This is a genomic window from Vibrio sp. SCSIO 43132 (assembly GCF_019904195.1).
Lineage (GTDB): Bacteria > Pseudomonadota > Gammaproteobacteria > Enterobacterales > Vibrionaceae > Vibrio > Vibrio nigripulchritudo.
In genome coordinates this window covers 3234566-3261180 of record NZ_CP063199.1, presented here as the reverse complement: position 1 = coordinate 3261180, position 26615 = coordinate 3234566, and the positions used below count along the sequence as shown (strand labels likewise).

Below are 26615 nucleotides of genomic sequence, written 5' to 3'. Positions count from 1 at the left end.
TATGTACTCCGTGATAGATGCAGCGTTATCTCGCAGTAGGACCATGATCACCTTCCTGATCCTGATTCTTGTTGCGGGCGCTTTGACGTATCAGGCGATTCCTAAAGAATCCAGCCCCGATATTACCATTCCTATTATTTACGTGTCTGTTGGTCACCAAGGTATCTCTCCTGGTGATTCAGAGCGATTGCTTGTTCGCCCGATTGAGCAAGAACTGCGTTCGATTGAAGGCGTGAAAGAGATGAACTCAACGGCATCTGAAGGGCACGCTTCAGTCATGTTAGAGTTCAATGTTGGTGTGGACTTGAATAAAGCCATGTCCGACGTACGTGAAGCGGTAGATTTAGCAAAACCTAAGCTTCCAGCGGACAGCGACGAGCCCACTGTCAACGAAGTGACGTTGGCATCGGCACAGCCCGTTCTTTCGGTGGTGCTTTATGGCACAGTGCCAGAGCGCACCATCGTCCAGATTGGTCGCCAGATCCGCGACAAACTTGAAGGTTTCCGACAAGTTCTGGAGGTTGATATTGCTGGTGACCGCGATGATGTTGTGGAAATCATTGTCGACCCCCTTCTTATGGAAAGTTATGGTCTGGATCAGGGAGACATATATAACTTAGTTGCTCAGAATAATAAGGTGGTTGCCGCGGGTTTTGTCGATACCGGTTATGGTCGGTTCTCGGTAAAAGTCCCTTCTGTTTTTGATTCTTTGAAAGATGTTCTGGAATTGCCGGTCAAAGTTGATGGGAAGCAGGTCATTACCTTTGGAGACATCGCCACAGTCAGACGTGCGTTTCGTGACCCGGAAAGCTATGCTCGTTTGGATGGTGAGTCCGCCGTCGTTTTGGACGTGAAAAAGCGTGCCGGTGAAAACATCATTGATACCGTTGAACTAGTAAAAACCGTTCTTAGTGAAGCGCAAAAGCGCGAGGACTGGCCGTCGAACCTGTTGGTTAAGTACACTTGGGATGAATCCAAAGATGTGAAGATCATGCTTAATGACCTTCAAAACAACATCTTGTCCGCCATCATTTTGGTGGTCATTGTGATCATCGCTATTTTAGGTACCCGTACCGCATTTTTGGTTGGGGTCTCAATTCCTGGCTCTTTCCTAACTGGTCTATTGGTGTTGGCAATCTTTGGTCTTACCGTCAATATCGTCGTTCTGTTCTCACTGATCATGGCCGTCGGTATGCTGGTGGACGGCGCAATCGTGGTTACTGAGTTTGCGGATAGACGGATGCAGGAAGGCGTTCATAAGCGAGAAGCTTATCGGGATGCTGCGAAACGCATGGCATGGCCAATCACTGCATCTACCGCAACCACACTGGCTGCATTCGCTCCACTTCTGTTCTGGCCGGACACAACTGGCGAGTTCATGAAGTATCTGCCGCTGACCCTGATCGCAACGCTGTCTGCATCACTTGTTATGGCACTGCTGTTTGTTCCAGTATTAGGCGGGCTGCTGGGTAAGCCTCAATTTGTGTCACCTGCTAAACAAGCTGAGATGGTGGCATTGCATGACGGCGATTTTGAAAAAGCGACAGGTTTAACCAAGGCTTACTACAAGACCTTGTCGGTTGCGATAAAGCATCCTTTGAAGATTCTTCTTTCCGCATTCCTATTAGCAGGAGCTGTAGGATATACGTACTATAAAGCGGGCTTAGGACTGGAGTACTTCCCAGAAGTGGATCCCCCTTTCTTTACCGTAAAAGTGCGTTCTCATGGTGATTTGTCTCTTCGTGAGAAAGACACCATCATGCGCGAGGTTGAAGCCGTTGTACTTGGGCACGATGAGTTTAAAAGTGTTTACACCAAAACGGGCGGAAAAGAAGAAATCGGGCAAATTCAGATCACACCAGTAGACTGGCAGTATCGCCGTAAGGTCAAAGTGATTATTGACGAACTGCGAGAAACTACTGATAAGTTCGCTGGTGTGGAAATCGAATATAAGTTCCCTGACGCAGGTCCTCCTGTTGAAAATGATCTTGTGATTGAAATGTCCTCCCGTATTCCAAGTGGCTTGGATGATGCGGCTAAGATAGTTCGTCACTGGGCGGATTCCTACCCTGCATTTACTAACTTGAACGATACTTCAAGCAAAGAAGGGATCGACTGGCAAATCGACATTCGCCGTGATGACGCTTCGCGCTTTGCTGCGGACGCCACTTTGGTGGGTAACACAGTTCAGTTTGTCACTAACGGTCTGAAGATTGGCGATTACTTGCCAGATGATGCCAATGAAGAAGTCGACATCTTGGTACGTTTCCCTGAAGACAAGCGTGATATCGGGCGTTTCGATCAACTGAGGGTGAAAACTCAGGCGGGTCTGGTTCCAATTACCAACTTTGCTGAGATCACTCCGAGTCAAAAGCAGGATACGATCAGTCGAATCGACGGTCACCGCATCATCAATATCATGGCAGACATGAAGGAAGGGTATAACCTGACCAACGAATTGCCAGGTATTGAGCAGGCACTGTCTGAGTTGGAACTGCCGGCTGGAGTGGAATACAAAATCCGAGGTCAGAATGAAGAGCAGCAAAACTCTTCTGCTTTCTTACAAAAAGCTTTCCTGATTGCTTTGGCAGTCATGGCTCTGATATTGATCACTCAGTTCAACAGCTTCTATCAGGCGCTACTGATATTGAGTGCGGTTCTGTTCTCAACGGTAGGCGTCTTTGTCGGCTTACTGATATTCCAACGACCTTTCGGTGTCATCATGTCCGGTATCGGTGTGATTGCTCTGGCAGGTATTGTGGTGAACAACAATATCGTATTGATTGATACCTACAATCAGTTGAGAAAGCGTGGTCTAGATAAGACAACCGCCATTCTGAGAACCGGTGTTCAGCGTTTGAGACCTGTTATGTTAACAACCGTGACAACCATACTGGGGCTATTACCTATGGTACTGGAGATGAATATCGACCTAATCAATCAGAAGATTGAGTTTGGTGCGCCTAGTACGCAATGGTGGTCTCAACTTGCGACGGCAGTTGCGGGTGGATTGGCGTTTGCCACGGTTCTTACATTGGTACTCACTCCTTGCCTATTGATGCTAGGGCGTGAACCTAAAGAAGTAAGCAGACCTGAGTCTGAACCAGAGTTAGAACTGGTGGACAAAGCTTCCTGATAGCGCTAGCCAGAAATGCAAACGCCAGCCCTTGGGCTGGCGTTTTTTATTGATGTCAGAGAACTAGCTTTCTATTGGCTGCAACAGCACTTTGTACTTTTCTAGTTGCTCTAATCTGATTTTCGAGTTAGCAACAAAGGTTTGCTTGGCTTTTCCCTTTAACGATTTCGCTTCCGGTAGTTTCACTGTCCTTGGGTTTTTATGAACACCGTTAACCAAAAACTCGTAATGCAGGTGAGGACCAGTTACACGACCAGTTCCGCCTAATGTTCCCACTGTTTGTCCCTGTTTTACCCGCTGACCAGTTTTAACAGAGCGCTTTTTCAGGTGAAGGTATTTTGTGATGTAAGTGCTGCTGTGTCTGATGAAAACATAGTTACCGTTGAATTTGTTGTAACCAGCCTTTTCAACAATGCCGTCACCCGCCGCCCAAATTGGCGTTCCAACAGGGGCCACATAGTCGGTGCCTCGGTGCGGTCTGACGCGCCCCGTTACTGGATGAAGTCGTCTTGGGTTAAAGTTGGAACTCACGTACCGGAAGTTAACAGGGGAGCGCAAGAATGCCTTTTTCATGGCTCGACCATCTTGGTCATAGTAGTTACCGGTTTTCTTGTCGCGAATGGCTTTAAAGGTATCCCCCTGGTTGGTAAAAATAGCGGCTATGATATTGCCACGACCAACCTTTTCACCTTCTACAACCTTTTCTTCGTAAAGAACCTGGAAGTTGTCACCTTTGCGAATATCCAGAGCGAAGTCGATATCCCAACCAAAGATCCCAGCCAGTTCCATAATCTGATTGGCATTTAATCCTGCTGTGACACCAGCATTCCAAAAGTTAGAGGTAATTTCGGCTTCGGCATAGTTGTATTGAACATTTACCTCTTTCTTTTTTAGTTGAGAGGTATAGCTATCATCTGCACGGGTAATACTGAAGGTTTCGAAGGCATTTAGCTGCCGATTCAAATGAATCAGCTCATTATTTTCGTCAAAGCCGAATTTTAGCGTATCACCGGGTCTTAACCGGGAGAGCTGCTGATTTATTTCTTTGTTGCTACTGATGAGGTTATGCAGCAAACGCGGAGACAATCCGATGCGGTTAAACAGAATCGCAGCACTTTCTCCAGAACCTACTTTATGGGTTTCCCAGCGAATCAGAGAAAGGGTTTTAGGTTCGTAGCTCGGGCTGAGATTTGTACCATCTATATCAATGGAATAAACCTTTCCAACTTCTAGGGTTTGATCATTGGGTCTGAGCTCTTTGGCGTCTGGAAGAAGAAACACTGCGCCAAACACTATCGCAGAAAAGAAGGCAATCCATACTCGATGCAGCAGAGAAAGACGTGCGAATTTAGACATCGGAATCCATTTATTGGGTTAATGATATAAAAAAGACAATTACTGAGTCTAACTGGTTTCAAAACTGAGTGCTATTCAAGTAAGATGGCGGAATATCAAATTTTTGCCAAATCTGTGGGAGTGAACAAGAATGGCGAGTATTGAAGCAGCACTGGCTGAAATAAAGCGTGGTGTAGAAGAGCTTATTCCTGAAGAAGAATTGATTGAAAAGCTAAAAGAAGGGCGTCCTTTACGCATCAAGCTAGGGGCAGATCCAACTGCGCCGGATATCCACCTTGGTCACACCGTTATTTTTAACAAGCTTCGTACATTCCAGGATCTTGGTCATGAAGTGACTTTCCTTATTGGTGATTTTACTGCGATGGTAGGTGACCCAACAGGTAAAAATAACACGCGTCCTCCTTTGAGCCGTGAAGATGTTCTGCGTAACGCAGAAACCTACAAAGAGCAGGTTTTCAAAATTCTTGACCCAGCAAAAACAAAGATTCAGTTTAACTCTGAGTGGTTATCTGAGTTGGGTGCTGAAGGGATGATCCGCCTGGCTGCGAACCAGACGGTTGCACGTATGCTAGAGCGTGACGATTTTAAAAAGCGTTATGCTGGTGGTCAGCCAATTGCGATTCATGAATTTATGTACCCACTTCTTCAAGGTTGGGATTCCGTGGCAATGGAAACCGATGTTGAGTTAGGTGGTACTGATCAGAAGTTTAACCTTTTGATGGGACGTGAACTTCAGAAATCGAGCGGTCAGAAGCCACAAGCTGTGTTGATGATGCCATTGCTTGTTGGTTTAGACGGCGAGAAGAAAATGTCTAAATCCGCCAACAACTACATTGGTATTAGTGAGTCGCCGAGTGAAATGTTTGGCAAGATCATGTCCATTTCTGATGATCTGATGTGGAACTACTACGAGCTATTGTCATTCCGTCCACTGGGTGAAATTGAGCAGTTTAAGACTGACATTGCTAATGGCAAAAACCCACGTGATGTGAAGATCTTGCTTGCGAAAGAGATCATCGCACGCTTCCATACTGAAGCTGATGCTGATGCAGCCGAGCAAGAGTTCATCAACCGCTTCCAAAAAGGAGCGATGCCAGACGAAATGCCTGAGTTCGAATTCGATGCAGGTCTGCCAATTGCGAACCTTTTAAAAGAAGCTGGTTTGGTAAATTCGACTTCTGATGCCATGCGAATGATTAAGCAGGGTGCAGCGAAAATTGACGGTGAAAAAGTTGCGGACAACAAGCTGGTACCAGAAGCAGGCACAGCGATTTATCAAGTCGGTAAGCGTAAATTCGCTCGTGTAACATTGAAATAAAAACAAAAAACCTGGCAAATGCCAGGTTTTTTAATACCACTATTTCAGGAGTTCGTGCGTCACTCCGGCACGTAACTCTTGAACCTCAAAATAAACCAAGTCTCGAATATCAGCAGGGATATGATCCCATACTGCCAATGCGTTCCCCACGCAAGAAAATAGAGCACGGCACCCATCGAAAGCCATATCAAAATTAAGGACTGAATTTTCTCAGCTTTGGTCAGCCCTTGCTTGTTCTTCAGTCTGTTGGCGATAGGACCTAAGTATTTGTTGTTGAGTAACAAGGTCTGGAATTTTTCCGATGTTGCACCAAAACAGTAAAGAGTGACCAGCAAAAACGGAACGGTAGGAAGTAAAGGCACGAATACCCCAATAAAGGCAAGAGCAACAGTTAGCCAGCCTAGTGTGATAAGGAAAATGCGCTTTCCATTTGAAATTGATGTATTGCTTTGCACTTTTTCCATTGGGTTAAGATCAGCCTGAGGTCAGTTAAAGTTACAATCCCTATTATAGGACATTCGCAATAGGGACAGCCATTCTAGATTTGCACTTAATGAGAATCAATATCAATACGGAGTACTATTGATCAATCAGTTATAACAGTTTTATTGAACTCACTTATATCATTGATATTGTTTGATTATTTTACTGATAAATTTACTTTTTATTGAGTTCGATACGCAAAGCATTGTGCTAGAATTTTTCGGCTGCATAAAGTAGCTTTCAGGAGTTTATTTATGAACAATGTCGACCATCCTCCAAGTAGCCAAAGAGAAAAATAACCTTCCGGCATTGAAACATCTAATGTCTTGTCGGAATGGCAGGGTATTAGCCTCTATATTTTCCTTCTAAATACTCGTGAAAATCAGACATCTGAGCTGGCATGGTCGATCACATTTTGCGTTTGGGAAGCACAAACGTAAAGCTAATCGGGAGATTCGCTATGACCTTTATTCAAACCCTACACTTTTCAGATGCAGAAATCAGTGCTGCATACGGCGCCTTTCTCCAATACGAACAAGCGCAACAAGTTCATCTGCTTACGGTAATGCCGATAGAGGAGGCTGTTTGCGTGCTGGCAATGTGCCCAATTAGACACGTTCATATCTTATTGCAAAAGTTGGAAGAAAAAGGGCACGACTTACGAGCAAGGCACTATGCAATGCAACTTGGGTTAATCCGCTCGGAAGCCGAAACAACCAAAGGGTATTTAAGCACAGGTGTTTTTGAGCATTTCAGGCAGAGAGTTGGCTGGATCTTAGCGTTAGCACTGCTTGGCATCGTTTCTGGGCTAATCATTGCGCAGTATGAGGATACATTGAGCCAGCTGGTATTGCTTGCAGTGTACATGCCAGTGATTGCCGCGGCTGGCGGAAACACGGGCTCTCAGGCGGCGACATTAGTGATTCGTGCTTTAGCGACTAATGAGCTCAAGAAAAGGCAGTGGCTTAGTGTGATGTGGAAGGAGAGCCGAATCGCTGTAATGTTGGCTGTGGTTGTTGTCGCGGTTATTGCTATGAGAATACTTTTGTTCAGCGGTACAGGCAGTAATTCTGAATATGATCTCCATTTGATTGCGATGGCTATTGCCACCGCGCTCTTTATACAAATCACTCTATCTACAACGTTAGGTGGTGTGCTACCGATACTCGCGCGAGTATGCAAATTAGACCCAGCAGTACTAGTCAGCCCAGTGCTCGCCTCAATTGTCGATATTTCCGGTATCTGGATCTATTTTACTGTCGTTAATTACTTTTTAGGGTTGAGTTAACCAGGTCCTTATAGAATTGTTTTTCAAAGTGAAAAATAGGGGCGATGACTTTTGGAGCATCATCTCTCTTAACAGGGTGATAGTCGGTAATAAATTGAACAAACAGCGATTGGGGTTTGTTGTTTTCATCCAATACAAACCCCGCCATATTGTAGCTTCCGTACAGGGAACCGCTTTTCGCTGCAAGCCTGCCTTCAATAGGGGGCTTTCTCATGCTTTGGCGGTATTTTAACGTACCAGACTGACCGGATATAGGAAGCAACTCGATCAGCCCTAATTTCACATCATACTTCCAGATGTACCTTAGAATCTGTTCCATATCTGAGCTGGTGAGTCGGTTGTTGCGCGACAACCCAGAACCGTCTTCAAGCTTCGCATGCTCAAGATTGATACCTGCTCGGGTGAATAAGATCTGTTTTATTGCTTCAGTGCCATTAGAAAAGCTACCAGGTTGATGATAAAAACGTGCACCAAGCGTTTTCGTGAGGTTGTCAGCGATTAAGTTATCAGACTTTCTCAGCATTATGGTCAGCAGTTCAGGTAAAGGAGCAGACTGGTGAGTCGCAATGATAATACCTTTTGATACGACATTATCTGCGTAAATCTTCCCACTAACCTGAATGTCATTCTCTGCAAGAATACGCTTAATAATTGCCGAAACGTAAAGAGTGGTGTCCTGAACGGCAAATTTCAGAGGAAGTGGTCTACTTCGCTCTTGCATGCAGCCTGATAAGTGGTATTGGTTTCCTTCCGATGTCAGAAGTTCTAAATCACAGCGTTTGGATTTCTGCGCCATTTTACTGAGGCTCAAAGCATCGGTGGTCACTTTAATAGGCTGGTGGGCTGGAACAAATACAGATGTAGCCTGATTTGGTTTGGATGAAATAGAGGCCTGTACACAGTTGTTGTCTAAAGTAATTGCACTTGCAGGGGCGCTGTAGCAAACCCCCAGTATATCCCAAGGCCACCCCACCGCACGTTCGTACCCTCTGAATGCGCTGTTATCCAATATGACGTTTTCTAACCGATTAATGCCTTGCGCTTTTAGGTTAGTGATAAGTGCAGTTAGATGCTCGGTTTTCAGCTCAGGGTCGCCACTAAAGCGAATAACCAGATTCTTCTCTTGTATTTCGAGGTGCGTCTCGAAACGAAAATCATCCCCCAATTCCAGCTTGGCTGCCAATGCTGTCGCAATTTTTAATGTGCTGGCTGGCGGGAAAAATTGCTCACTGGCTAAATTGATGGAGTGATTCCCCATACTGTCAGACACTAGCAAAGCGTGTCTTGAACCATAAGGTAACGAGTCTAACGGCGCATAAGCAAAAGAGGGAAAAACCAGAAGAGAAAGCAGAGTGATCAAATTTCGCATAATATGAGTTCAGAGGTGCATATCGATGTTCAGTGTAGCAAAGAATAGATGAAAAAAAACGCTCACCTATGGCGAGCGCTTTTTCTATAAAACTTAGCTGAAAGCTAAATTAGAAGTCGTAACGTAGACCTAGAACAGCTTCATTCTGCGCACCTAGCTTACCAACTTTGTCTGAGTCTAGCAGATTGAAGTTGTAAGATACGTATGAACGGAAGTTATCGTTGAAGAAGTAAGTTGCATCAACAGCGATGTTGTCTTTTTCTACTTCTGAATCAGAGTTAGCAGCGTTTGATTTGTTGTTCAAACGGTTGTAAGTCGTAGTGAACTTAGCCTGACCCATAGTGTAAGCCGCAGCTAGTTCGTAACCGTCGCCTTTAGAACCGTTGTTCGCACCGTCTTCTTGGTTGTCGATGTTGGTGTAAAGACCAGCTACGTAAAATGCGTCAAACTCGTAAGAAGCACCAAGCATGAACTCTTTAACAGACTTAGTTGCTGACTCGTCTTGAGCTGCGTAAGCCGCAGTTACACGAGCACCAGTTTCACCGATGTTGTAGATACCAGACAGAGCGTAACCGCCGTTGTTGTCTTTCTCGTTTTTGTCAGTAGAAGTGTTAGCAGTCGCTGAACCAAACGTGTAGTTTGCACGCGCTTCGAAATCACCAAAAGTACCAGCGTATGCTACAGAGCGATCTGGACGGTCTGCTGCGTTTACTTTAGGAGCAGCAGTGTTACCGTGGTAAGCCATGATATCTGTGAAGTCAGTTACTGCTTGCAGAGAACCTTTAACAGTACCAAAAGTCACTTCACCGAAGTTACCGCCGATACCAGCAAAAGCGTAACGGTGTTCAATGGTGTCTTCTTTAAGACCATTGTGACCGCTTTCGTTGTATGCTTTGAACTCACCTTCGTAGAAGCCTAGACCGTATAGCTCGTCAGTGATCTCAGTTTTGCCTAGGAAGTTTAGACGTACTCGAGATTTGTCTTCTACTTTGTTGTCTTTAAGAGATAGACGCGCTTCAACACGACCACCCATTTCAAGAGAAGCGTTGTCGTTTTTCGCGATTTCAGCAGCAGTAGCGCCAGTAGTGCTAGCAGCTGCAGCCACAGCTAGAGCAATCAGTTTTTTGTTCATTGCTTTCTAAGTCCTAATTTTAGTCCGTAAATATAAGCAGATAGGTTATTCCCTGCCCACTTAGGGATGCGTTTGATATCAGCAGCTAACTGCGTGATCTCATTCGCATTTATAAGGTGAGGAAGTTGTACCCCTAAAGTTCAGCTAGCCGTTAGTAAAATGATATAAAATGAAATAGTGAACATTGTTTTTTTAGGTTTTTGATATTAATCCACCTATAAGAAACAATGGGTTAATGATTTTTTTGATTTTTTTCTCAATTATTTTTTTTATATTTTTTTATATGAATTATGTTTGGGTGAGGTTTGATTTATAAGTTTGGTGATTGAATTCAATGGATTTAATCGGGCAATTCTAGGAATTGTGACTCCCAACTTTTGAAAGACGTGACCTCGTGAAAAAGTTTGATTACACTAAATTGAAATGTGAACCAATTTGCCCCGCCTCCAACTCACTTGCTGAGCAGGAGTGGGGTTTTGTTGTCTGAGGATGCTGGTGAAATGAATCAGCCAGTTATCTGTAGAGGTATAAAATGGAAAAAGTTCCAATGACTGCTCAAGGCGAGCAGAAGTTACGTGAAGAATTGGAAACGTTGATGAAGCGTCGTCCATTGATTTCTGAAGCGATTGCAGAAGCTCGTGAGCTTGGTGATTTAAAAGAAAACGCAGAATACCATGCCGCTCGTGAAGAGCAGGGTATTTGTGAAGCGCAGATTCGTGATATTGAATACAAGCTTTCTGTTGCTCAGGTTATCGATGTAACCAAAATGGAAAATACGGGCAAAGTAATTTTTGGTACTACAGTCACCTTGATAGACGTGGATACTGACCAAGAGAGCACGTACCAAATTGTAGGTGATGACGAGGCCGACATTAAAGCGGGCAAAATTTCAGTAAGCTCACCTATTGCTCGTGGTCTAATTGGTAAGATGGAAGGCGATGAAGTTACCATTACCACACCTGGTGGCATCAAAGATTACGACATCGAAAAAGTTGAGTATATTTAAGACTTATTCATCTTAATATCAAAAAAGGTCGCTCTGGCGACCTTTTTTGATGGAAGTAAACGAGTACTTCAAATGACTAAGAGAGAGTTCTTACTTACGAGGAATCTCAATCTTACGCTCCTCAGACTGGCGATAAAGAACCAACATCTTACCGATAGTTTGTACTTTTTCTGCCTTCGTTTCACGTACGATAGCGTCAATAATCAGGTTCTTTGTTTCTCTGTCTTCAGAAGCTACTTTCACTTTGATCAGTTCGTGATGATCCAGTGCCAGTTCAATTTCAGCCAGTACTGCTTCGGTCAATCCATTGGCGCCCATAAGTACCACAGGTTTCAATCTGTGAGCCAGGCCTTTCAAATACTGCTTTTGTTTGGTGCTTAGGTTCATTGTGCGCCCAATTTTGTTTACTATAAGGGTTGAAAACCGCCATTTTAACGCCATCTATCCCAGAAGACTATAATTTCTACCATACTTCACTTGGTAGAAGGTCATTCAAGCAATTAGGAATCGAATGAGTAAACAGAAACACTCAGCCAGCTCTGGTCGCTGGTTGAAAGAGCACTTCGATGATAAATATGTCAATGAAGCAAAGAAGAAAGGCTACCGTTCACGTGCTATCTTCAAAATTGAAGAGATTCAAGAAAAAGATAAGTTACTGAAACCTGGAATGACCGTAGTAGACCTTGGCGCTGCACCTGGTGGTTGGTCTCAATACGCTGCGAAATTCGTAGGAGAAGAAGGACAAGTCATCGCTTGTGACATTTTACCTATGGATTCGATCGCGGGAGTGGCGTTTCTGCAAGGTGATTTTCGAGAAGATGCAGTACTTGAAGCACTTCTAGAACGAATTCAGCCAGATATGGTCGATGTAGTGATGTCAGATATGGCACCAAACATGGCCGGCAACCAGTCCGTTGACCAGCCAAGAGCGATGTATCTGGTTGAACTGGCATTGGATATGTGTCGACAAGTTCTAGCTCCAAATGGTAGTTTCGTGGTTAAGGTATTCCAGGGCGAAGGCTTTGATCAATACGTTAAAGATGTACGAGACATGTTTAAGACCGTAAAAATAAGAAAGCCAGACTCTTCCAGAGCACGTTCTCGGGAAGTCTATATTGTAGCGACTGGTTACAAAGGCTAGCTTACGTTTACAAAGAGCAATTTAACACTATAGCTACAGCGTATAAACTGTAGTACCCTACCTTTAATTACAATTAGTTATCGAGAGGCTGACACCTTGAGTGACATGGCAAAAAATTTAATTTTGTGGCTAGTAATCGCCGTAGTCTTGATGTCGGTATTCCAGAGTTTTGGACCGGGAGAAAACAGCGGCAGAACAGTGGATTACACCACATTTGTACAGGAAGTTGGCCAAGGCCAGATTCGAGAAGCTCAATTTAAAGACAGAGAAATCACGTATTACCGTCGTGACAACACTCGTTATGTAACATACATGCCTGTGTATGACAGCAAGCTACTTGATGATCTGATCAACAAAAACGTTAAAGTTGTTGGTACACCACCTGAAGAACAAAGCCTGCTTGGCACCATCTTCATTTCCTGGTTCCCAATGATCTTACTGATTGGTGTATGGATTTTCTTCATGCGTCAAATGCAAGGCGGTGGCGGTAAAGGCGCCATGTCTTTCGGTAAGAGTAAAGCTCGTATGATGAGCGAAGAGCAAATCAAGACGACATTTGCTGACGTTGCAGGTTGTGACGAAGCTAAAGAAGACGTTAAAGAGCTGGTAGATTACCTTCGCGATCCAAGTCGATTCCAAAAGCTGGGTGGTAAAATTCCAACTGGCGTATTGATGGTGGGTCCACCTGGTACTGGTAAAACGTTGCTTGCTAAAGCGATTGCTGGTGAAGCAAAAGTACCGTTCTTTACTATTTCAGGTTCTGACTTCGTAGAAATGTTCGTGGGTGTTGGTGCATCTCGTGTACGTGACATGTTCGAACAAGCGAAAAAAGCCGCACCTTGTATTATCTTCATTGATGAAATTGATGCAGTAGGTCGTCAGCGTGGTGCTGGTGTAGGTGGTGGTCACGATGAGCGTGAGCAGACTCTTAACCAAATGCTGGTTGAAATGGATGGCTTCGAAGGTAACGAAGGTATCATCGTTATCGCTGCGACTAACCGCCCAGACGTACTAGACCCAGCGCTTCTTCGTCCTGGTCGTTTTGACCGTCAGGTCGTTGTTGGTCTTCCGGATGTTCGTGGTCGTGAACAAATTCTTAAAGTTCACATGCGTAAAGTACCGCTTGCTGGTGACGTTGAGCCATCTTTGATTGCTCGTGGTACACCAGGTTTCTCTGGTGCCGACCTGGCAAACCTTGTGAACGAAGCGGCTCTGTTTGCTGCTCGTGGTAACAAGCGCAACGTTTCCATGGTTGAGTTTGAACTGGCGAAAGACAAAATCATGATGGGTGCAGAGCGCCGTTCTATGGTGATGTCGGAAGATATCAAAGAATCAACAGCATACCACGAAGCGGGGCACGCTATCGTTGGTCGCTTGGTTCCAGAGCATGATCCTGTTTACAAGGTATCTATTATTCCACGTGGTCGTGCGTTGGGTGTGACGATGTACCTGCCTGAAAACGATCGTGTGAGTATGTCTCGCCAGCATCTTGAGTCAATGATCTCCAGTCTTTACGGTGGTCGTCTGGCTGAAGAGCTTATCTATGGTTCAGAGCATGTATCTACGGGGGCATCAAATGATATCGAACGTGCAACAGATATTGCTCGTAAGATGGTGACCCAGTGGGGCTTCTCTGAAAAACTTGGTCCTCTTCTTTATGCAGAAGACGAAGGCGAGGTGTTCCTTGGTCGTAGTGTAACGCAAACCAAGCATGTTTCTGACGATACAGCAAAGCTGATTGATGACGAAGTTCGCAGCATCATTGACCGCAACTACGATCGTGCAAGAGAAATCCTAGAAGCAAACATGGATATCATGCACTCGATGAAAGATGCGTTGATGAAATATGAAACCATCGATGCGGGTCAAATTGATGATCTGATGGAGCGTAAAGAAGACGTTCGTGAGCCAGCAGGCTGGGGCGATCAGACTCGTGCTCAAGAAGAATCAAACAACGCAAAAAATGCACAACCAAAAGCAGAAGAGAAAGATTCAGACGATAAGCCGTCAGTATCTTCTGATGATGGTGCAGACAAAAACGTTGAATAAAATCAGTTAAATCCAAACCCCGAGGCAACTCGGGGTTTTTCTATTTCTAGCAGCATCATGTTTTTACATTCAAATAATAAAACACTTAGCCTATCTACTCCTCAGGTCATGGGGATCCTCAACGTTACACCTGATTCATTCTCTGATGGTGGAAAGTTCAATCGCATTGACCATGCTTTAGAGCAAGCGCGTTCAATGATTCAGGCTGGTGCCAGTATCATTGATATCGGTGGTGAATCAACACGACCGGGGGCTCCGGAAGTATCACTGCAAGAAGAGCTCAACCGAGTCATCCCTGTCATAACTGCATTGCGTGCCGAATCAGACGTATGGATTTCAATTGATACCAGTAAAGCTGAGGTGATGAAACAGGCAGTCGATGCTGGGGCAGATATCATCAATGATGTTCGAGCTCTACAAGAGCCGGGTGCCATTGAAGTTGCCGCAGGTGCGGGTGTTCCTGTATGTCTGATGCATATGCAAGGTCAGCCAAGAACCATGCAAAGCAACCCTAAATATCAAGACGTTTTGCTTGAGGTTGGCGAATTTCTGAATGAGCGTGTTACCGCTTGTGAAAAAGCCGGAATTAAAAAAGAACAACTGATTCTCGATCCTGGCTTTGGTTTTGGCAAAACCTTAGCGCACAATTATCATTTGCTGGCGAATTTGGAAAAATTCCACCGGTTTGGCATACCACTACTTGCCGGAATGTCCCGTAAATCGATGATTTTTAAACTGCTGGAGAAGCAACCCGCTGAATGTGTTGTCGGCAGCGTGACCTGCGCCAGTATTGCGGCTTTAAAAGGAGCGCAGATCATTCGTGTGCATGATGTGCCTGAAACTGTTGAAGCCATGAAAATTATTAATACAATTTGCGAAAATCAATAACAATTACTAGGAAACATTATGTCTAAGAGACGTTATTTTGGTACCGATGGTGTACGTGGAAAAGTAGGACAGTACCCTATTACTCCCGATTTTGTGTTAAAGCTTGGCTGGGCTGCTGGACGTGTACTTGCTAAACAAGGTACAAAGAAAGTCATTATTGGTAAAGACACCCGTATCTCTGGGTATATGCTTGAATCAGCTCTTGAGGCAGGCTTGGCTGCTGCTGGCTTGAAGGCTACCTTTACTGGACCAATGCCCACACCTGCCGTCGCATATCTTACGCAAACTTTTCGTGCAGAAGCGGGCATTGTGATTTCAGCATCGCATAACCCTTACTATGACAACGGCATTAAGTTCTTCTCTTCAGAGGGCACAAAGCTTCCTGACGATATTGAACTTGCTATCGAAGCCGAACTTGATAAGGACATCGAGTGTGTAGAGTCTGCACAGCTTGGTAAAGCATCTCGACTTAACGATGCAGCGGGTCGCTATATCGAATTCTGTAAGAGCACTTTTCCTAATGATCTAAGCCTTGCTGGAATGAAGATCGTTGTCGATTGTGCCCACGGCGCAACATACCACATTGCTCCTAGCGTATTTAAAGAGTTGGGTGCTGACGTTATCGCTATGGGTGTGGAACCAAATGGTACAAACATCAACGACGAAGTTGGTGCGACTGATGTTCGAGCGCTGCAAAAGCGCGTTGTAGAAGAGCAGGCAAACCTAGGCTTGGCCTTTGATGGCGACGGTGACCGCATCATCATGGTTGACGAGCTTGGTAACAAAGTTGATGGTGACCAAATTGCCTACATCATTGCTCGAGATGCTCTGCGTCGCGGTGAACTGAAAGGTGGTGTAGTCGGTACTCTGATGACCAATCTAGGCATGGAGAATGGGCTAAAGCAATTAGGTATCCCATTTGTGCGTGCAGCGGTTGGCGACCGTTACGTAATGGAACAACTGCTTGAAAAAGGCTGGAAGATCGGCGCTGAAAACTCTGGTCATGTCATCCTACTGGATAAAGTAACCACTGGTGATGCCATTGTTGCTGCTCTTCAGGTTCTGGCTTCGGTTGTTGGTAGTGAGATGTCGCTGAACGAGCTTTCTCAAGGAATGACACTCTATCCACAGGTGCTTGAGAATGTTCGATTTAGTGGCGACTCTAACCCACTCGACGCTCAGGCAGTAAAGGATGCAGTCAAAGTTGTTGAAGGCAAACTTGGCGAAAAAGGTCGAGTACTTTTAAGAAAATCAGGTACTGAACCTCTACTACGAGTAATGGTTGAGGGTGAAGATGCTGAATTGGTGCAGCAATCTGCGCTTGATATAGCCGAGGCGGTAAAAGCAAACTGCTGAGTATGATAACGGGGGAGTAAAGCGCATTGCTTTGCTTTCTATATAGTGGGTTATTTGTATAAATGTATTGAAAGGTGCTTTTTTTAGCGCTTTGCTAATATTTTGACCACTTAACCCCTAAGCTTTACAATTTAGTGAATTTTTACTTGTCAGCGTAATAGGCATTCGATAGTATTGCTCCGCCTTCGAAAGGGAGGTGCGCTAGCCTTGTCTCTGTAACCCGGTTCAGTACGACGGCGCTGGCTCAACAATTTGGAACATAGGTGGAAGAATGTTTACAGTTCTACTTGTGATTTACCTGTTGGCAGCGATTGGTGTTATTGGCCTAGTGTTGATTCAACAAGGTAAAGGCGCAGATATGGGAGCTTCGTTCGGAGCTGGTGCTTCAAACACAGTGTTTGGCGCGAGTGGCTCAGGAAATTTCCTAACCCGAACAACTGCAATTTTTGCAATCGTATTTTTTATCGTTAGCTTGGTTCTTGGTCGTATGTCTACAAACAGCGGCGAAACAGAAAGCATTCTAGCGAACCCAAGCCAGGCTGCATCAACTATTGAGCAACCGGCTGATGTAACGAGTGAAATTCCTGCTGGAAACGGCGACGAAATTCCTCAATAAAGAATTTATGCCGAGATGGTGAAATTGGTAGACACGCTAGCATGAGGTGCTAGTGCCTTAGGTGTGAGGGTTCGAGTCCCTCTCTCGGCACCATGATTCTACAAACTTGTAAAATACTGCCTTGGGCGTATAATGCTCAGCAGTCGGACGCGGGGTGGAGCAGCTTGGTAGCTCGTCGGGCTCATAACCCGAAGGTCGTCGGTTCAAATCCGGCCCCCGCAACCAAATTTCACATGAATAGGTAGTGAATTTGGATTGCAAGTTTGTGCGGTATAACCTAACCGCAAGCTGAACAAAATAATGTTCAGTTATATCAGGGTCCAGCAACAAAAACCCCGACTAATCGGGGTTTTTTGTTATTTGTATTTTGTGTTGTGCAAAATATGAGTAATGTTCGGGCTATTTGATAGGGCTATTAGCCCTTTTTTTGTTTCTAGAGTGGTTATCTAAAGGTGAGATCATGACGGGTTTAGAAAGACAACTAACTGAAATGCTAGATGCGCCGGTGGCTGCTTCTGGTTATGAGTTAGTTGGATTGGAGTTCATCCGTGCAGGTGAGCATTCAACATTGCGTATTTACATCGATCACGAGAATGGCATCAATGTCGATGACTGTGCAGAAGTAAGTCATCAGGTAAGTGCGGTATTGGATGTTGAAGATCCAATCTCTGTTGCCTACAACCTAGAAGTATCTTCGCCTGGATTAGAGCGACCACTGTTTAAAGCAGAACACTATCAACAGTTTATTGGTCACGAGGTCAGCCTTGTCTTGAAAATGGCTATGGGCAACCGTCGTAAATGGAAGGGTGTGATTGAGGGCGTAGAAGGCGAAACGATCACAATCACAGTGGATGGCGCGAAAGAAGAGTTTGCTCTAAGCAACATTTCCAAAGCTAACCTGATCCCTAAGTTTTAAGTCTTAAGAGGCTAGAGAATGAACAGAGAAATTTTAGCGGTAGTAGAAGCTGTTTCTAACGAAAAGGCGGTTCCTCGTGAGCGTATTTTTGAAGCGCTGGAAATCGCGTTAGCCACAGCTACTAAAAAGAAATACGAAATCGAAATCGATGTTCGTGTTGCGATCGATCGCAAAACAGGTGATTTCGACACTTACCGCCGCTGGTTGGTTGTAGAAGAAGTAGAAAGCCCAACAAAAGAAATTTCACTAGAAGCTGCACAATACGATGATGAAGAAATCGAATTGGGCGGCTTTATCGAAGATGATATCGAATCCGTTACTTTTGACCGAATCACTACACAAACCGCTAAGCAAGTTATCGTACAGAAAGTACGTGAAGCTGAGCGTGCGCAAATCGTTGAGCAATTCATTGACAACGAAGGCGATCTAATTACTGGTGCGGTTAAAAAAGTGAACCGCGACACTGTCGTATTGGATCTAGGTAATAACGCTGAAGCTGTGATTCTGCGTGATGACCAACTTCCTCGTGAAAACTTCCGCCCAGGTGACCGTGTACGTGGTCTTCTTTACAAAGTGGCGCCGGAAGCTCGTGGTTTCCAATTGTTTGTTACTCGTTCTAAGCCAGAAATGCTGTCTGAGTTATTCCGAGTAGAAGTGCCAGAAATTGCAGAAGAGTTAATTGAGCTAAAAGGCGCTGCGCGCGACCCTGGTTCTCGTGCGAAAATCGCAGTGAAAACTAATGACAAACGTATCGACCCTGTTGGTGCTTGTGTTGGTATGCGTGGTGCACGTGTTCAGGCTGTATCTGGCGAACTGGGTGGTGAGCGAATCGATATCGTACTGTGGGACGACAACCCAGCTCAATTCGTTATCAACGCAATGGCTCCTGCTGATGTGGCTTCCATCATTGTTGATGAAGATGCTCATGCCATGGACATCGCGGTTGAAGCCGATAACCTTGCTCAAGCTATCGGTCGTAATGGTCAAAACGTACGTCTGGCTTCTCAACTAACAGGTTGGGAACTGAACGTAATGACGGTTGCAGATCTAGAGAAGAAGCATCAGGAAGAATCGGGTGCGGCTATCGAAAACTTCATGAAGTACCTAGACATCGAGCAGGACTTTGCAGAGCTTCTGGTTGAAGAAGGTTTCTCAACTCTTGAAGAAGTGGCGTATGTTCCAGTTAACGAACTGCTTGAAGTTGACGGTCTGAACGAAGAAATCGTAGAAGAACTTCGTCAGCGTGCGAAAGATGCATTGACGACCATTGCATTGGCACAAGAAGAATCATTTGACGGCCTAGAGCCAGCAGAAGATCTGCTAGCGCTTGAAGGTCTGGAACGCGAAATGGCGTTCAAATTCGCAGCTAAAGGTGTAGTTACACTAGAAGACCTCGCTGACCAAGGTACTGACGAACTAGAAGGCATTGAAGGTTTAACAGAAGAGCGTGCTGGTGAGCTAATCATGGCTGCACGTAACATCTGTTGGTTTGGCGACGAAGAATAATTTCAGCAAGGAGGAAGTGGCATGACAGAATTAACGGTTAAAGCACTGAGTGATGAGATTGGTACGCCAGTTGACCGCTTGATTGAGCAACTTGCTGATGCTGGGATGAAAAAAGCGGGCACAGATACCGTATCTGACGATGAGAAGCAAAAGCTTCTCACTCATTTGAAAAAAGAGCATGGTGATACCTCAGGGGAATCCGAGCCTACGCGCTTGACTCTCCAGCGTAAGACTCGCAGCACTTTAAGTGTGAATGCGGGCGGCGGTAAGAGTAAAAATGTTCAAGTAGAGGTGCGTAAGAAGCGCACGTACGTAAAACGCAGTGCAATCGACGAAGAAGCTAAGCGAGAAGCTGAGGAAGCAGCAAAACGTGAAGCTGAAGAGCTAGCGAAGCGTGAAGCGGAAGAGCTAGCTAAACGTGAAGCTGCAGAGAAAGCACAACGCGAAGCTGAAGAGAAAGCCAAACGAGAAGCTGAGGAAGCAGCTAAACGTGAAGCGGAAGAAAAAGCCAAGCGCGTACAAGCTGATAAGGCTAAGAAAGAAATGAACACAAAGAGTGCGGAATTAAGTTCGCAGGCAAAACAAGAAGCTGATGAGCTAAAACGCCGTCAGGAACAAGAAGCACAGCGTAAAGCAGAAGCTGAAGCGGCTAAACTGGTTGAAGAAGCCCGTAAGCTAGCTGAAGAGAATGCAGCTCGTTGGTCAGAAGCTGAAAAGAAAGAGAAATCAATGGAAGAGGGTGACTACCACGTTACTACTTCTACATTTGCTCGTGAAGCTGAAGATGCAGCTGACCAAAGCGAAGAGAAAGCTCCTCGTCGTCGTAAGAAGAAAGCTTCTACTAACAACGATGATCGTGGCAATAACCGCAATGGTGGCAATCGCAACCAACGTGGTGGTCGCGGCGGTAAGAAAGGTAAACTGGCTAAGCCAACTTCCATGCAGCATGGCTTCGATAAGAGTGCTTCTGTTGCTAAATCTGACGTTGTCATCGGTGAGACAATTGTTGTTTCTGAACTGGCGAGCAAGATGTCAGTGAAAGCAACTGAAGTTATCAAAGTGATGATGAAGATGGGGGCAATGGCAACCATCAACCAGGTAATCGACCAAGAAACTGCACAGCTAGTTGCAGAAGAAATGGGTCACAAAGTTATCCTGCGTAAAGAAAACGAATTGGAAGAAGCAGTACTGTCTGATCGTGACAATAACGCTGAAGCGGTTCCTCGTGCTCCAGTTGTTACTATCATGGGTCACGTTGACCACGGTAAAACTTCGACACTTGACTACATCCGTAAAGCACACGTTGCTTCAGGTGAAGCGGGCGGTATTACCCAGCACATCGGTGCATACCACGTTGAAACTGAAAACGGCATGATCACTTTCCTTGATACTCCTGGACACGCCGCGTTTACCGCAATGCGTGCTCGTGGTGCTCAAGCGACAGATATTGTTGTTCTTGTTGTAGCGGCAGACGATGGCGTAATGCCACAGACTATCGAAGCGATTCAGCACGCGAAAGCGGCGGAAGTACCTCTGATTGTTGCTGTGAACAAGATCGATAAAGAAGACGCAAACCCAGACAACGTGAAAAATGAGCTGGCACAGTACGACGTTATCCCAGAAGAGTGGGGCGGTGAGAACATGTTCGTTCACATCTCTGCGAAACAGGGTACTAACATCGAAGGTCTTCTAGAAACCATTCTTCTGCAATCTGAAGTTCTTGAACTGACAGCGGTTGAAGAAGGCATGGCGTCTGGCGTAGTTGTAGAATCTCGTCTGGATAAAGGTCGTGGTCCTGTTGCAACTGTACTTGTTCAGTCTGGTACGCTAAACAAAGGCGACATCGTACTTTGTGGTCAGGAATACGGTCGTGTTCGTGCAATGCGCGATGAGAATGGTCAAGAAATCTCAACGGCTGGTCCTTCTATCCCAGTAGAAATCTTGGGTCTGTCTGGTGTTCCTGCATCAGGTGACGAAGCAACAGTTGTACGTGATGAGCGTAAAGCACGTGAAGTAGCGAACTACCGTCAAGGTAAATTCCGTGAAGTTAAACTGGCTCGTCAACAGAAAGCGAAGCTGGAGAACATGTTTGCGAACATGTCTGCGGGTGAAGTGGCTGAGCTTAACGTTGTTCTTAAAGCTGACGTACAGGGCTCTGTAGAAGCTATCGCAGATTCTCTACGTAAACTTTCTACTGACGAAGTGAAAGTGAACATCGTAGGTTCTGGTGTTGGTGGTATAACAGAAACTGACGCAGTACTTGCAGCGGCTTCTAACGCTATCATCCTAGGCTTTAACGTACGTGCTGATGCTTCTGCTCGTCGTACTGTTGAAACTGAAAACCTAGACCTTCGTTACTACTCAATCATTTACCAATTGATTGACGAAGTGAAACAAGCAATGGGCGGTATGCTTGCTCCAGAATTCAAGCAAGAGATCATTGGTCTTGCTGAAGTACGTGACGTGTTTAAGTCGCCGAAACTGGGTGCAATCGCTGGTTGTATGGTTACTGAAGGTCTTATCAAGCGTAACAACCCAATCCGCGTACTACGCGACAACGTAGTAATCTACGAAGGTGAGCTAGAATCTCTACGCCGCTTCAAAGATGACGTTCAAGAAGTTAAGAACGGCTACGAGTGTGGTATCGGCGTTAAGAACTACAACGACGTTCGCGTAGGCGACCAAATCGAAGTATTCGAAATCGTTGAAGTTAAACGTACTCTAGACTAATTGACAAAGTTGCAATGATATCAATCTGATAGATTGCAAAGGTTGTTGAATACACCATGGGGGGCCTTTGCCCCCCATTCTTTCTATAGTGAGAAAAGAAATGTCAAAAGAATTTAGCCGCACGCAGCGCGTGTCGCAGCAACTACAAAAAGAACTGGCGCTCATTCTGCAACGCGAAGTTCGTGATTCACGCATTGGTATGGTGACCATATCCGATGTTGAAGTGTCTCGTGATCTGGCTTACGCAAAAGTATTTGTGACTTTCCTATGTGTGGGAGAGCAAACCCCAGAAAGCAGCCTTGCAGCGTTGAAAGAACACGAAGTTCAAATTCGTATGATGCTAGGTAAGCGTATTCGTCTTCGCCTGACTCCAGAAGTTCGTTTTACTTACGACAACACGCTGGTTGAAGGTATGCGCATGTCCAACCTTGTGAGTGAAGTGGTTAGCAAAGACAAGCAGAAGAAAGAAGATGCAGGTCGTGGAGACGAAGAATAATGGGACGTCGTCGTAAAGGACGTCCGGTTAACGGCGTCGTTCTTCTCGATAAGCCGACGGGCATTTCATCGAATGATGCGCTGCAAAAAGTAAAGCGTATCTATTTCGCTGAAAAGGCTGGGCACACAGGGGCTTTAGATCCGCTAGCAACAGGCATGTTGCCGATTTGTCTGGGCGAGGCGACCAAGTTCTCTCAATTCCTTTTGGATTCAGATAAACGGTATGTGGTGATCGCCAAACTGGGTGAGCGTACCAATACTTCGGATTCAGATGGCGAAGTTGTTGAAACTCGCGATGTGAATGTCACCGAAGAACAGCTTCTTGAATGCATTGAGAAATTCAAAGGCACGACGGACCAAATTCCTTCGATGTTCTCGGCGTTGAAATACCAAGGTCGCCCGCTATACGAGTACGCTCGTGAAGGTATTGAAGTACCTCGTGAGTCTCGGAAAATCACAGTCTACTCTATTGAGCTGCTTCGATTTGAAGGCGATGAAGTCGAAATGGAAATCCACTGTTCTAAAGGGACGTACATTCGAACGATTACCGATGACCTGGGTGAGATGCTCGGTTGCGGAGCACACGTAACATATCTGCGTCGAACTGGTGTTGCCAATTACCCTTATGAGCGCATGGTAACGCTGGAGCAACTGAACGAGCTTCTTGAGCATGCCAACGATCAAGGTTTGCCACCAAAAGAGTTACTTGATGTGTTGTTGTTGCCAATGGATACCGCTGTTGAAAGCTTACCAGAGGTTAACCTCAACGCAGAACTGACGCACATGGTTCAGCATGGTCAGCCTGTTCAGGTGTTTGGCGCACCGATTGAAGGTACTGTTCGCATGACAAGTGGGGATGAAAAATTGTTTATTGGCGTTGGTGAAATCGACGACGATGGCAAAGTGGCACCCAAGCGCTTAGTGGTCTTTAGAGACGAAGAGTAACGTCAAAACCCTGCTAAATTGAAACCGAAGCCTTACGCTTCGGTTTTGTTTTTAGGGTTTTAATTCTGTTCGCTTGTGTTTACAAATTACACCCCGTATAATGCGCGCTTCGCGTGTCGGCTGAATCAGAGATTGGCTGGCACAGTTTTAACTTTAACTCTTATTAGGAGAGAATTATGTCTCTGAATGCAGAAACTAAAGCAGCAATCGTTGCTGAATACGCACAATCTGAAGGCGACACTGGTTCACCAGAAGTACAAGTAGCTCTACTGACTGCTTCTATCAACCACCTACAAGGTCACTTCAAAGCGCACAAGCAAGACCACCACAGCCGTCGCGGTCTTCTACGTATGGTTTCTCGTCGTCGTAAGCTTCTAGACTACCTTAAAGGTAAAAACCTAGAGCGTTACCAAGACCTAATCAAACGTCTAGGCCTACGTCGCTAAGATCAGTTTGTTTGAAAAAAGGAGCTTCGGCTCCTTTTTTTGTGCCTACCGAATGGTGTTTAAGACATTTTCCAATAAGTAGTTTATACTACTGCGGATTTGGCTTCTGCCAGTCGCACAAAGCAGCTTTACAGTCACCGATGTCGACCATAAAGGTCGCGGCTAATGAAAACAATTCGGGTGAATTCTTTTCATTAGTCGCGATTGGTAAAGCGCTGTTGTGTTTAATTCAAAACAACAACTTTGAAAAACTCAAAGCTAAGGAATTTACGTGAATCCAATCGTAAAAACGTTTCAATACGGTAACCACACCGTAACTATTGAAACTGGTGCTATCGCACGTCAAGCGACAGCAGCAGTTATGGTCAACATGGACGATACAGCGGTATTCGTTTCTGTTGTAGGTAAAAAAGAAGCGGTTGAAGGTCAGGACTTCTTCCCTCTTACAGTAAACTACCAAGAGCGTACCTACGCCGCTGGTAAAATCCCAGGTGGTTTCTTCAAGCGTGAAGGTCGTCCGTCTGAAGGCGAAACGCTGACAGCTCGTCTTATCGACCGTCCTATCCGTCCTCTATTCCCAGATGCATTCAAAAACGAAGTTCAGGTTATCGCGACAGTTATGTCTGTAAACCCTGATGTTCAGCCAGACATCCCAACTATGATTGGTACTTCTGCTGCACTTGCTATCTCTGGTATCCCGTTCAACGGTCCAATCGGTGCGGCTCGTGTTGGTCATATTGATGGTCAACTTGTGCTAAACCCAAGCAACACAGAACTGGAAAGCTCTAAGCTTGATCTAGTGGTTGCGGGTACTGACAATGCAGTACTAATGGTTGAGTCTGAAGCAGACAACCTGACAGAAGAAGAAATGCTATCTGCGGTTGTTTACGGTCACGATCAACAGCAAGCTGTGATCACAGCAATTAAAGAGTTTGCTGCTGAAGTGGCAACTCCAGCTTGGGAATGGGAAGCGCCTGCAGAAAACACAGAGCTTAAAGCTCGCGTTGCTGAACTGGCTGTTTCTCGTTTCGAAGAAGCGTACCAAATCACTGAAAAAATGGCGCGCTACGAGCAAGTAGGCACTATCAAGAACGAAGTGGTAGAAGCACTTCTTGCACAAGACGAAGAACTGGATGAGCGCGAAATCCGCGGCATGCTGGGTTCTCTTGAGAAAAATGTTGTACGTAGCCGCATTATTGCGGGTAATCCACGTATCGATGGTCGTGAGAAAGACATGGTTCGTGCACTAGACGTACAAACTGGTGTACTTCCACGTACTCACGGTTCTTCACTATTTACCCGTGGTGAAACTCAGGCGCTGGTAACGGCGACTCTTGGTACACAGCGTGATGCTCAAATCATCGATGAACTGACTGGTGAGAAGAAAGATCACTTCCTTCTACACTACAACTTCCCTCCATACTGTGTAGGTGAAACAGGTTTCGTTGGCTCTCCTAAGCGTCGTGAAATTGGTCACGGTAAGCTGGCTAAGCGCGGTATCGCTGCGGTAATGCCTTCTGTTGATGAGTTCCCATACACAGTACGTGTTGTATCGGAAATCACGGAATCTAACGGTTCGTCTTCAATGGCTTCTGTATGTGGTACGTCTCTGGCACTTATGGATGCTGGTGTACCAATTAAGTCTTCTGTTGCAGGTATTGCAATGGGTCTTGTGAAAGAAGGCGACGACTTCGTGGTTCTTTCCGACATCTTAGGTGACGAAGACCACCTAGGCGACATGGACTTTAAAGTAGCAGGTACTAACGAAGGTATCACTGCGCTACAAATGGATATCAAGATCGAAGGTATCACTAAAGAAATCATGCAAATCGCGCTTAACCAAGCACAAGGTGCGCGTAAGCACATCCTATCTGTGATGGATCAGGCGATTTCAGGTGCTCGCGAAGATATCTCTGAGTTTGCTCCTCGTATCCACACCATGAAGATCAACGCAGACAAGATCAAAGACGTTATCGGTAAAGGTGGTGCAGTTATCCGTGCTCTGACTGAAGAAACTGGCACAACCATCGAAATCGAAGACGACGGTACAATCAAGATTGCTGCAACTGAAGGTACAGCTGCTAAAGAAGCGATTCGTCGAATCGAAGAGATCACAGCAGAAGTTGAAGTAGGCACTATCTACACAGGTAAAGTGACTCGTATCGTAGACTTCGGTGCATTCGTTGCTGTTCTTGGTGGTAAAGAAGGTCTGGTACACATTTCTCAAATCGCTGACAAGCGTATCGAGAAAGTAGCAGATCACCTTTCTGAAGGTCAGGAAGTGAAGGTTAAGGTACTTGAAATCGATCGCCAAAACCGTATCCGCCTAAGTATGAAAGAAGCAGTTGAAAAAACTGAAGAAGCACCGTCAAGTGAGGAGCCAAGCGCGGAATAACGCGTCAGGCATACGCATTTGAATTAAAGCGTGTTATAAAGGGG

The 26615-nt window shown here is 45.4% G+C and carries 21 protein-coding genes and 2 tRNA genes; 18 read left to right on the top strand and 5 right to left on the bottom strand.

Annotated elements, in window-relative coordinates:
- Position 1 precedes the first annotated feature (1 nt).
- On the top strand, positions 2-3136 hold the full coding sequence (locus INR79_RS14635; protein WP_223094839.1) for an efflux RND transporter permease subunit: 3135 nt from the start codon (positions 2-4) through the stop codon (positions 3134-3136).
- 63 nt (positions 3137-3199) lie between these two features.
- On the opposite strand, the gene INR79_RS14630 is transcribed toward INR79_RS14635, so the two are convergent.
- Positions 3200-4492 (bottom strand): peptidoglycan DD-metalloendopeptidase family protein, encoded by a 1293-nt coding sequence (locus INR79_RS14630; protein ID WP_223094837.1) that lies wholly within the window; start codon positions 4490-4492, stop codon positions 3200-3202.
- A 130-nt stretch (positions 4493-4622) separates the two neighbouring features.
- Here INR79_RS14630 and tyrS point away from each other — a divergent pair, with 130 nt between their 5' ends.
- Entirely contained in the window at positions 4623-5810 is a 1188-nt protein-coding gene (gene tyrS / locus INR79_RS14625; RefSeq protein WP_223094835.1) for a tyrosine--tRNA ligase, read from the top strand.
- Positions 5811-5869: 59 nt separating this feature from the next.
- On the opposite strand, the gene INR79_RS14620 is transcribed toward tyrS, so the two are convergent.
- Complete coding sequence (locus INR79_RS14620; protein ID WP_223094833.1) at positions 5870-6274, bottom strand: YbaN family protein; 405 nt, start codon at positions 6272-6274, stop codon at positions 5870-5872.
- 479 nt (positions 6275-6753) lie between these two features.
- Here INR79_RS14620 and INR79_RS14615 point away from each other — a divergent pair, with 479 nt between their 5' ends.
- Positions 6754-7581, top strand: coding sequence for a magnesium transporter (locus INR79_RS14615; protein ID WP_223094831.1), 828 nt, complete (start codon positions 6754-6756; stop codon positions 7579-7581).
- Here the strand turns inward: INR79_RS14615 and dacB are convergent.
- Together dacB and INR79_RS14605 are read right to left on the bottom strand one after the other, a co-directional pair.
- Entirely contained in the window at positions 7556-8950 is a 1395-nt protein-coding gene (dacB, locus tag INR79_RS14610) for a serine-type D-Ala-D-Ala carboxypeptidase (protein WP_223094829.1), read from the bottom strand. The two genes, INR79_RS14615 and dacB, sit on opposite strands and share 26 nt — an antisense overlap.
- Before the next feature lie 109 nt (positions 8951-9059).
- On the bottom strand, positions 9060-10082 hold the full coding sequence (locus INR79_RS14605) for a porin (RefSeq protein ID WP_004401945.1): 1023 nt from the start codon (positions 10080-10082) through the stop codon (positions 9060-9062).
- 532 nt (positions 10083-10614) lie between these two features.
- Between INR79_RS14605 and greA the strand changes: the two genes are divergently transcribed.
- The gene (gene greA / locus INR79_RS14600; protein WP_004401946.1) at positions 10615-11088 is read left to right on the top strand and encodes a transcription elongation factor GreA; all 474 of its coding nucleotides are present in this window, start codon (positions 10615-10617) and stop codon (positions 11086-11088) included.
- A gap of 90 nt (positions 11089-11178) precedes the next feature.
- Here greA and yhbY read toward each other — a convergent pair whose 3' ends face one another.
- A complete protein-coding gene (gene yhbY / locus INR79_RS14595; RefSeq protein ID WP_004401947.1) occupies positions 11179-11475 on the bottom strand; it encodes a ribosome assembly RNA-binding protein YhbY in 297 nt (98 codons plus the stop codon).
- Between the two features lie 124 nt (positions 11476-11599).
- Between yhbY and rlmE the strand changes: the two genes are divergently transcribed.
- From rlmE to pnp, 14 genes are all read left to right on the top strand, one after another.
- Complete coding sequence (gene rlmE / locus INR79_RS14590; RefSeq protein ID WP_004401948.1) at positions 11600-12229, top strand: 23S rRNA (uridine(2552)-2'-O)-methyltransferase RlmE; 630 nt, start codon at positions 11600-11602, stop codon at positions 12227-12229.
- Between the two features lie 105 nt (positions 12230-12334).
- The gene (gene ftsH / locus INR79_RS14585; RefSeq protein ID WP_223094827.1) at positions 12335-14278 is read left to right on the top strand and encodes an ATP-dependent zinc metalloprotease FtsH; all 1944 of its coding nucleotides are present in this window, start codon (positions 12335-12337) and stop codon (positions 14276-14278) included.
- Between the two features lie 57 nt (positions 14279-14335).
- Positions 14336-15166: a dihydropteroate synthase gene (gene folP / locus INR79_RS14580; RefSeq protein ID WP_223094825.1), complete on the top strand. Its 831-nt coding sequence runs from the start codon at positions 14336-14338 to the stop codon at positions 15164-15166.
- A gap of 15 nt (positions 15167-15181) precedes the next feature.
- On the top strand, positions 15182-16522 hold the full coding sequence (gene glmM / locus INR79_RS14575) for a phosphoglucosamine mutase (protein ID WP_223097025.1): 1341 nt from the start codon (positions 15182-15184) through the stop codon (positions 16520-16522).
- A gap of 271 nt (positions 16523-16793) precedes the next feature.
- Positions 16794-17138, top strand: a complete 345-nt coding sequence (gene secG, locus INR79_RS14570) for a preprotein translocase subunit SecG (protein ID WP_004401952.1) — start codon at positions 16794-16796, stop codon at positions 17136-17138.
- A gap of 9 nt (positions 17139-17147) precedes the next feature.
- Positions 17148-17231, top strand: a tRNA-Leu gene (locus INR79_RS14565).
- 55 nt (positions 17232-17286) lie between these two features.
- Positions 17287-17363, top strand: a tRNA-Met gene (locus tag INR79_RS14560).
- A gap of 235 nt (positions 17364-17598) precedes the next feature.
- The gene (rimP, locus tag INR79_RS14555; RefSeq protein WP_004401953.1) at positions 17599-18054 is read left to right on the top strand and encodes a ribosome maturation factor RimP; all 456 of its coding nucleotides are present in this window, start codon (positions 17599-17601) and stop codon (positions 18052-18054) included.
- A gap of 18 nt (positions 18055-18072) precedes the next feature.
- On the top strand, positions 18073-19560 hold the full coding sequence (gene nusA / locus INR79_RS14550; RefSeq protein ID WP_223094823.1) for a transcription termination factor NusA: 1488 nt from the start codon (positions 18073-18075) through the stop codon (positions 19558-19560).
- A 21-nt stretch (positions 19561-19581) separates the two neighbouring features.
- On the top strand, positions 19582-22290 hold the full coding sequence (gene infB, locus INR79_RS14545; protein WP_004401955.1) for a translation initiation factor IF-2: 2709 nt from the start codon (positions 19582-19584) through the stop codon (positions 22288-22290).
- Positions 22291-22390: 100 nt separating this feature from the next.
- Positions 22391-22786 (top strand): 30S ribosome-binding factor RbfA, encoded by a 396-nt coding sequence (rbfA, locus tag INR79_RS14540; RefSeq protein ID WP_004401956.1) that lies wholly within the window; start codon positions 22391-22393, stop codon positions 22784-22786.
- Entirely contained in the window at positions 22786-23730 is a 945-nt protein-coding gene (gene truB / locus INR79_RS14535) for a tRNA pseudouridine(55) synthase TruB (RefSeq protein ID WP_022601616.1), read from the top strand. Before rbfA ends, truB begins: the two co-directional genes overlap by 1 nt.
- A gap of 176 nt (positions 23731-23906) precedes the next feature.
- On the top strand, positions 23907-24176 hold the full coding sequence (gene rpsO / locus INR79_RS14530) for a 30S ribosomal protein S15 (RefSeq protein ID WP_004401958.1): 270 nt from the start codon (positions 23907-23909) through the stop codon (positions 24174-24176).
- 271 nt (positions 24177-24447) lie between these two features.
- Positions 24448-26571: a polyribonucleotide nucleotidyltransferase gene (gene pnp, locus INR79_RS14525; RefSeq protein WP_004401960.1), complete on the top strand. Its 2124-nt coding sequence runs from the start codon at positions 24448-24450 to the stop codon at positions 26569-26571.
- The last annotated feature ends 44 nt before the right edge of the window (positions 26572-26615 follow it).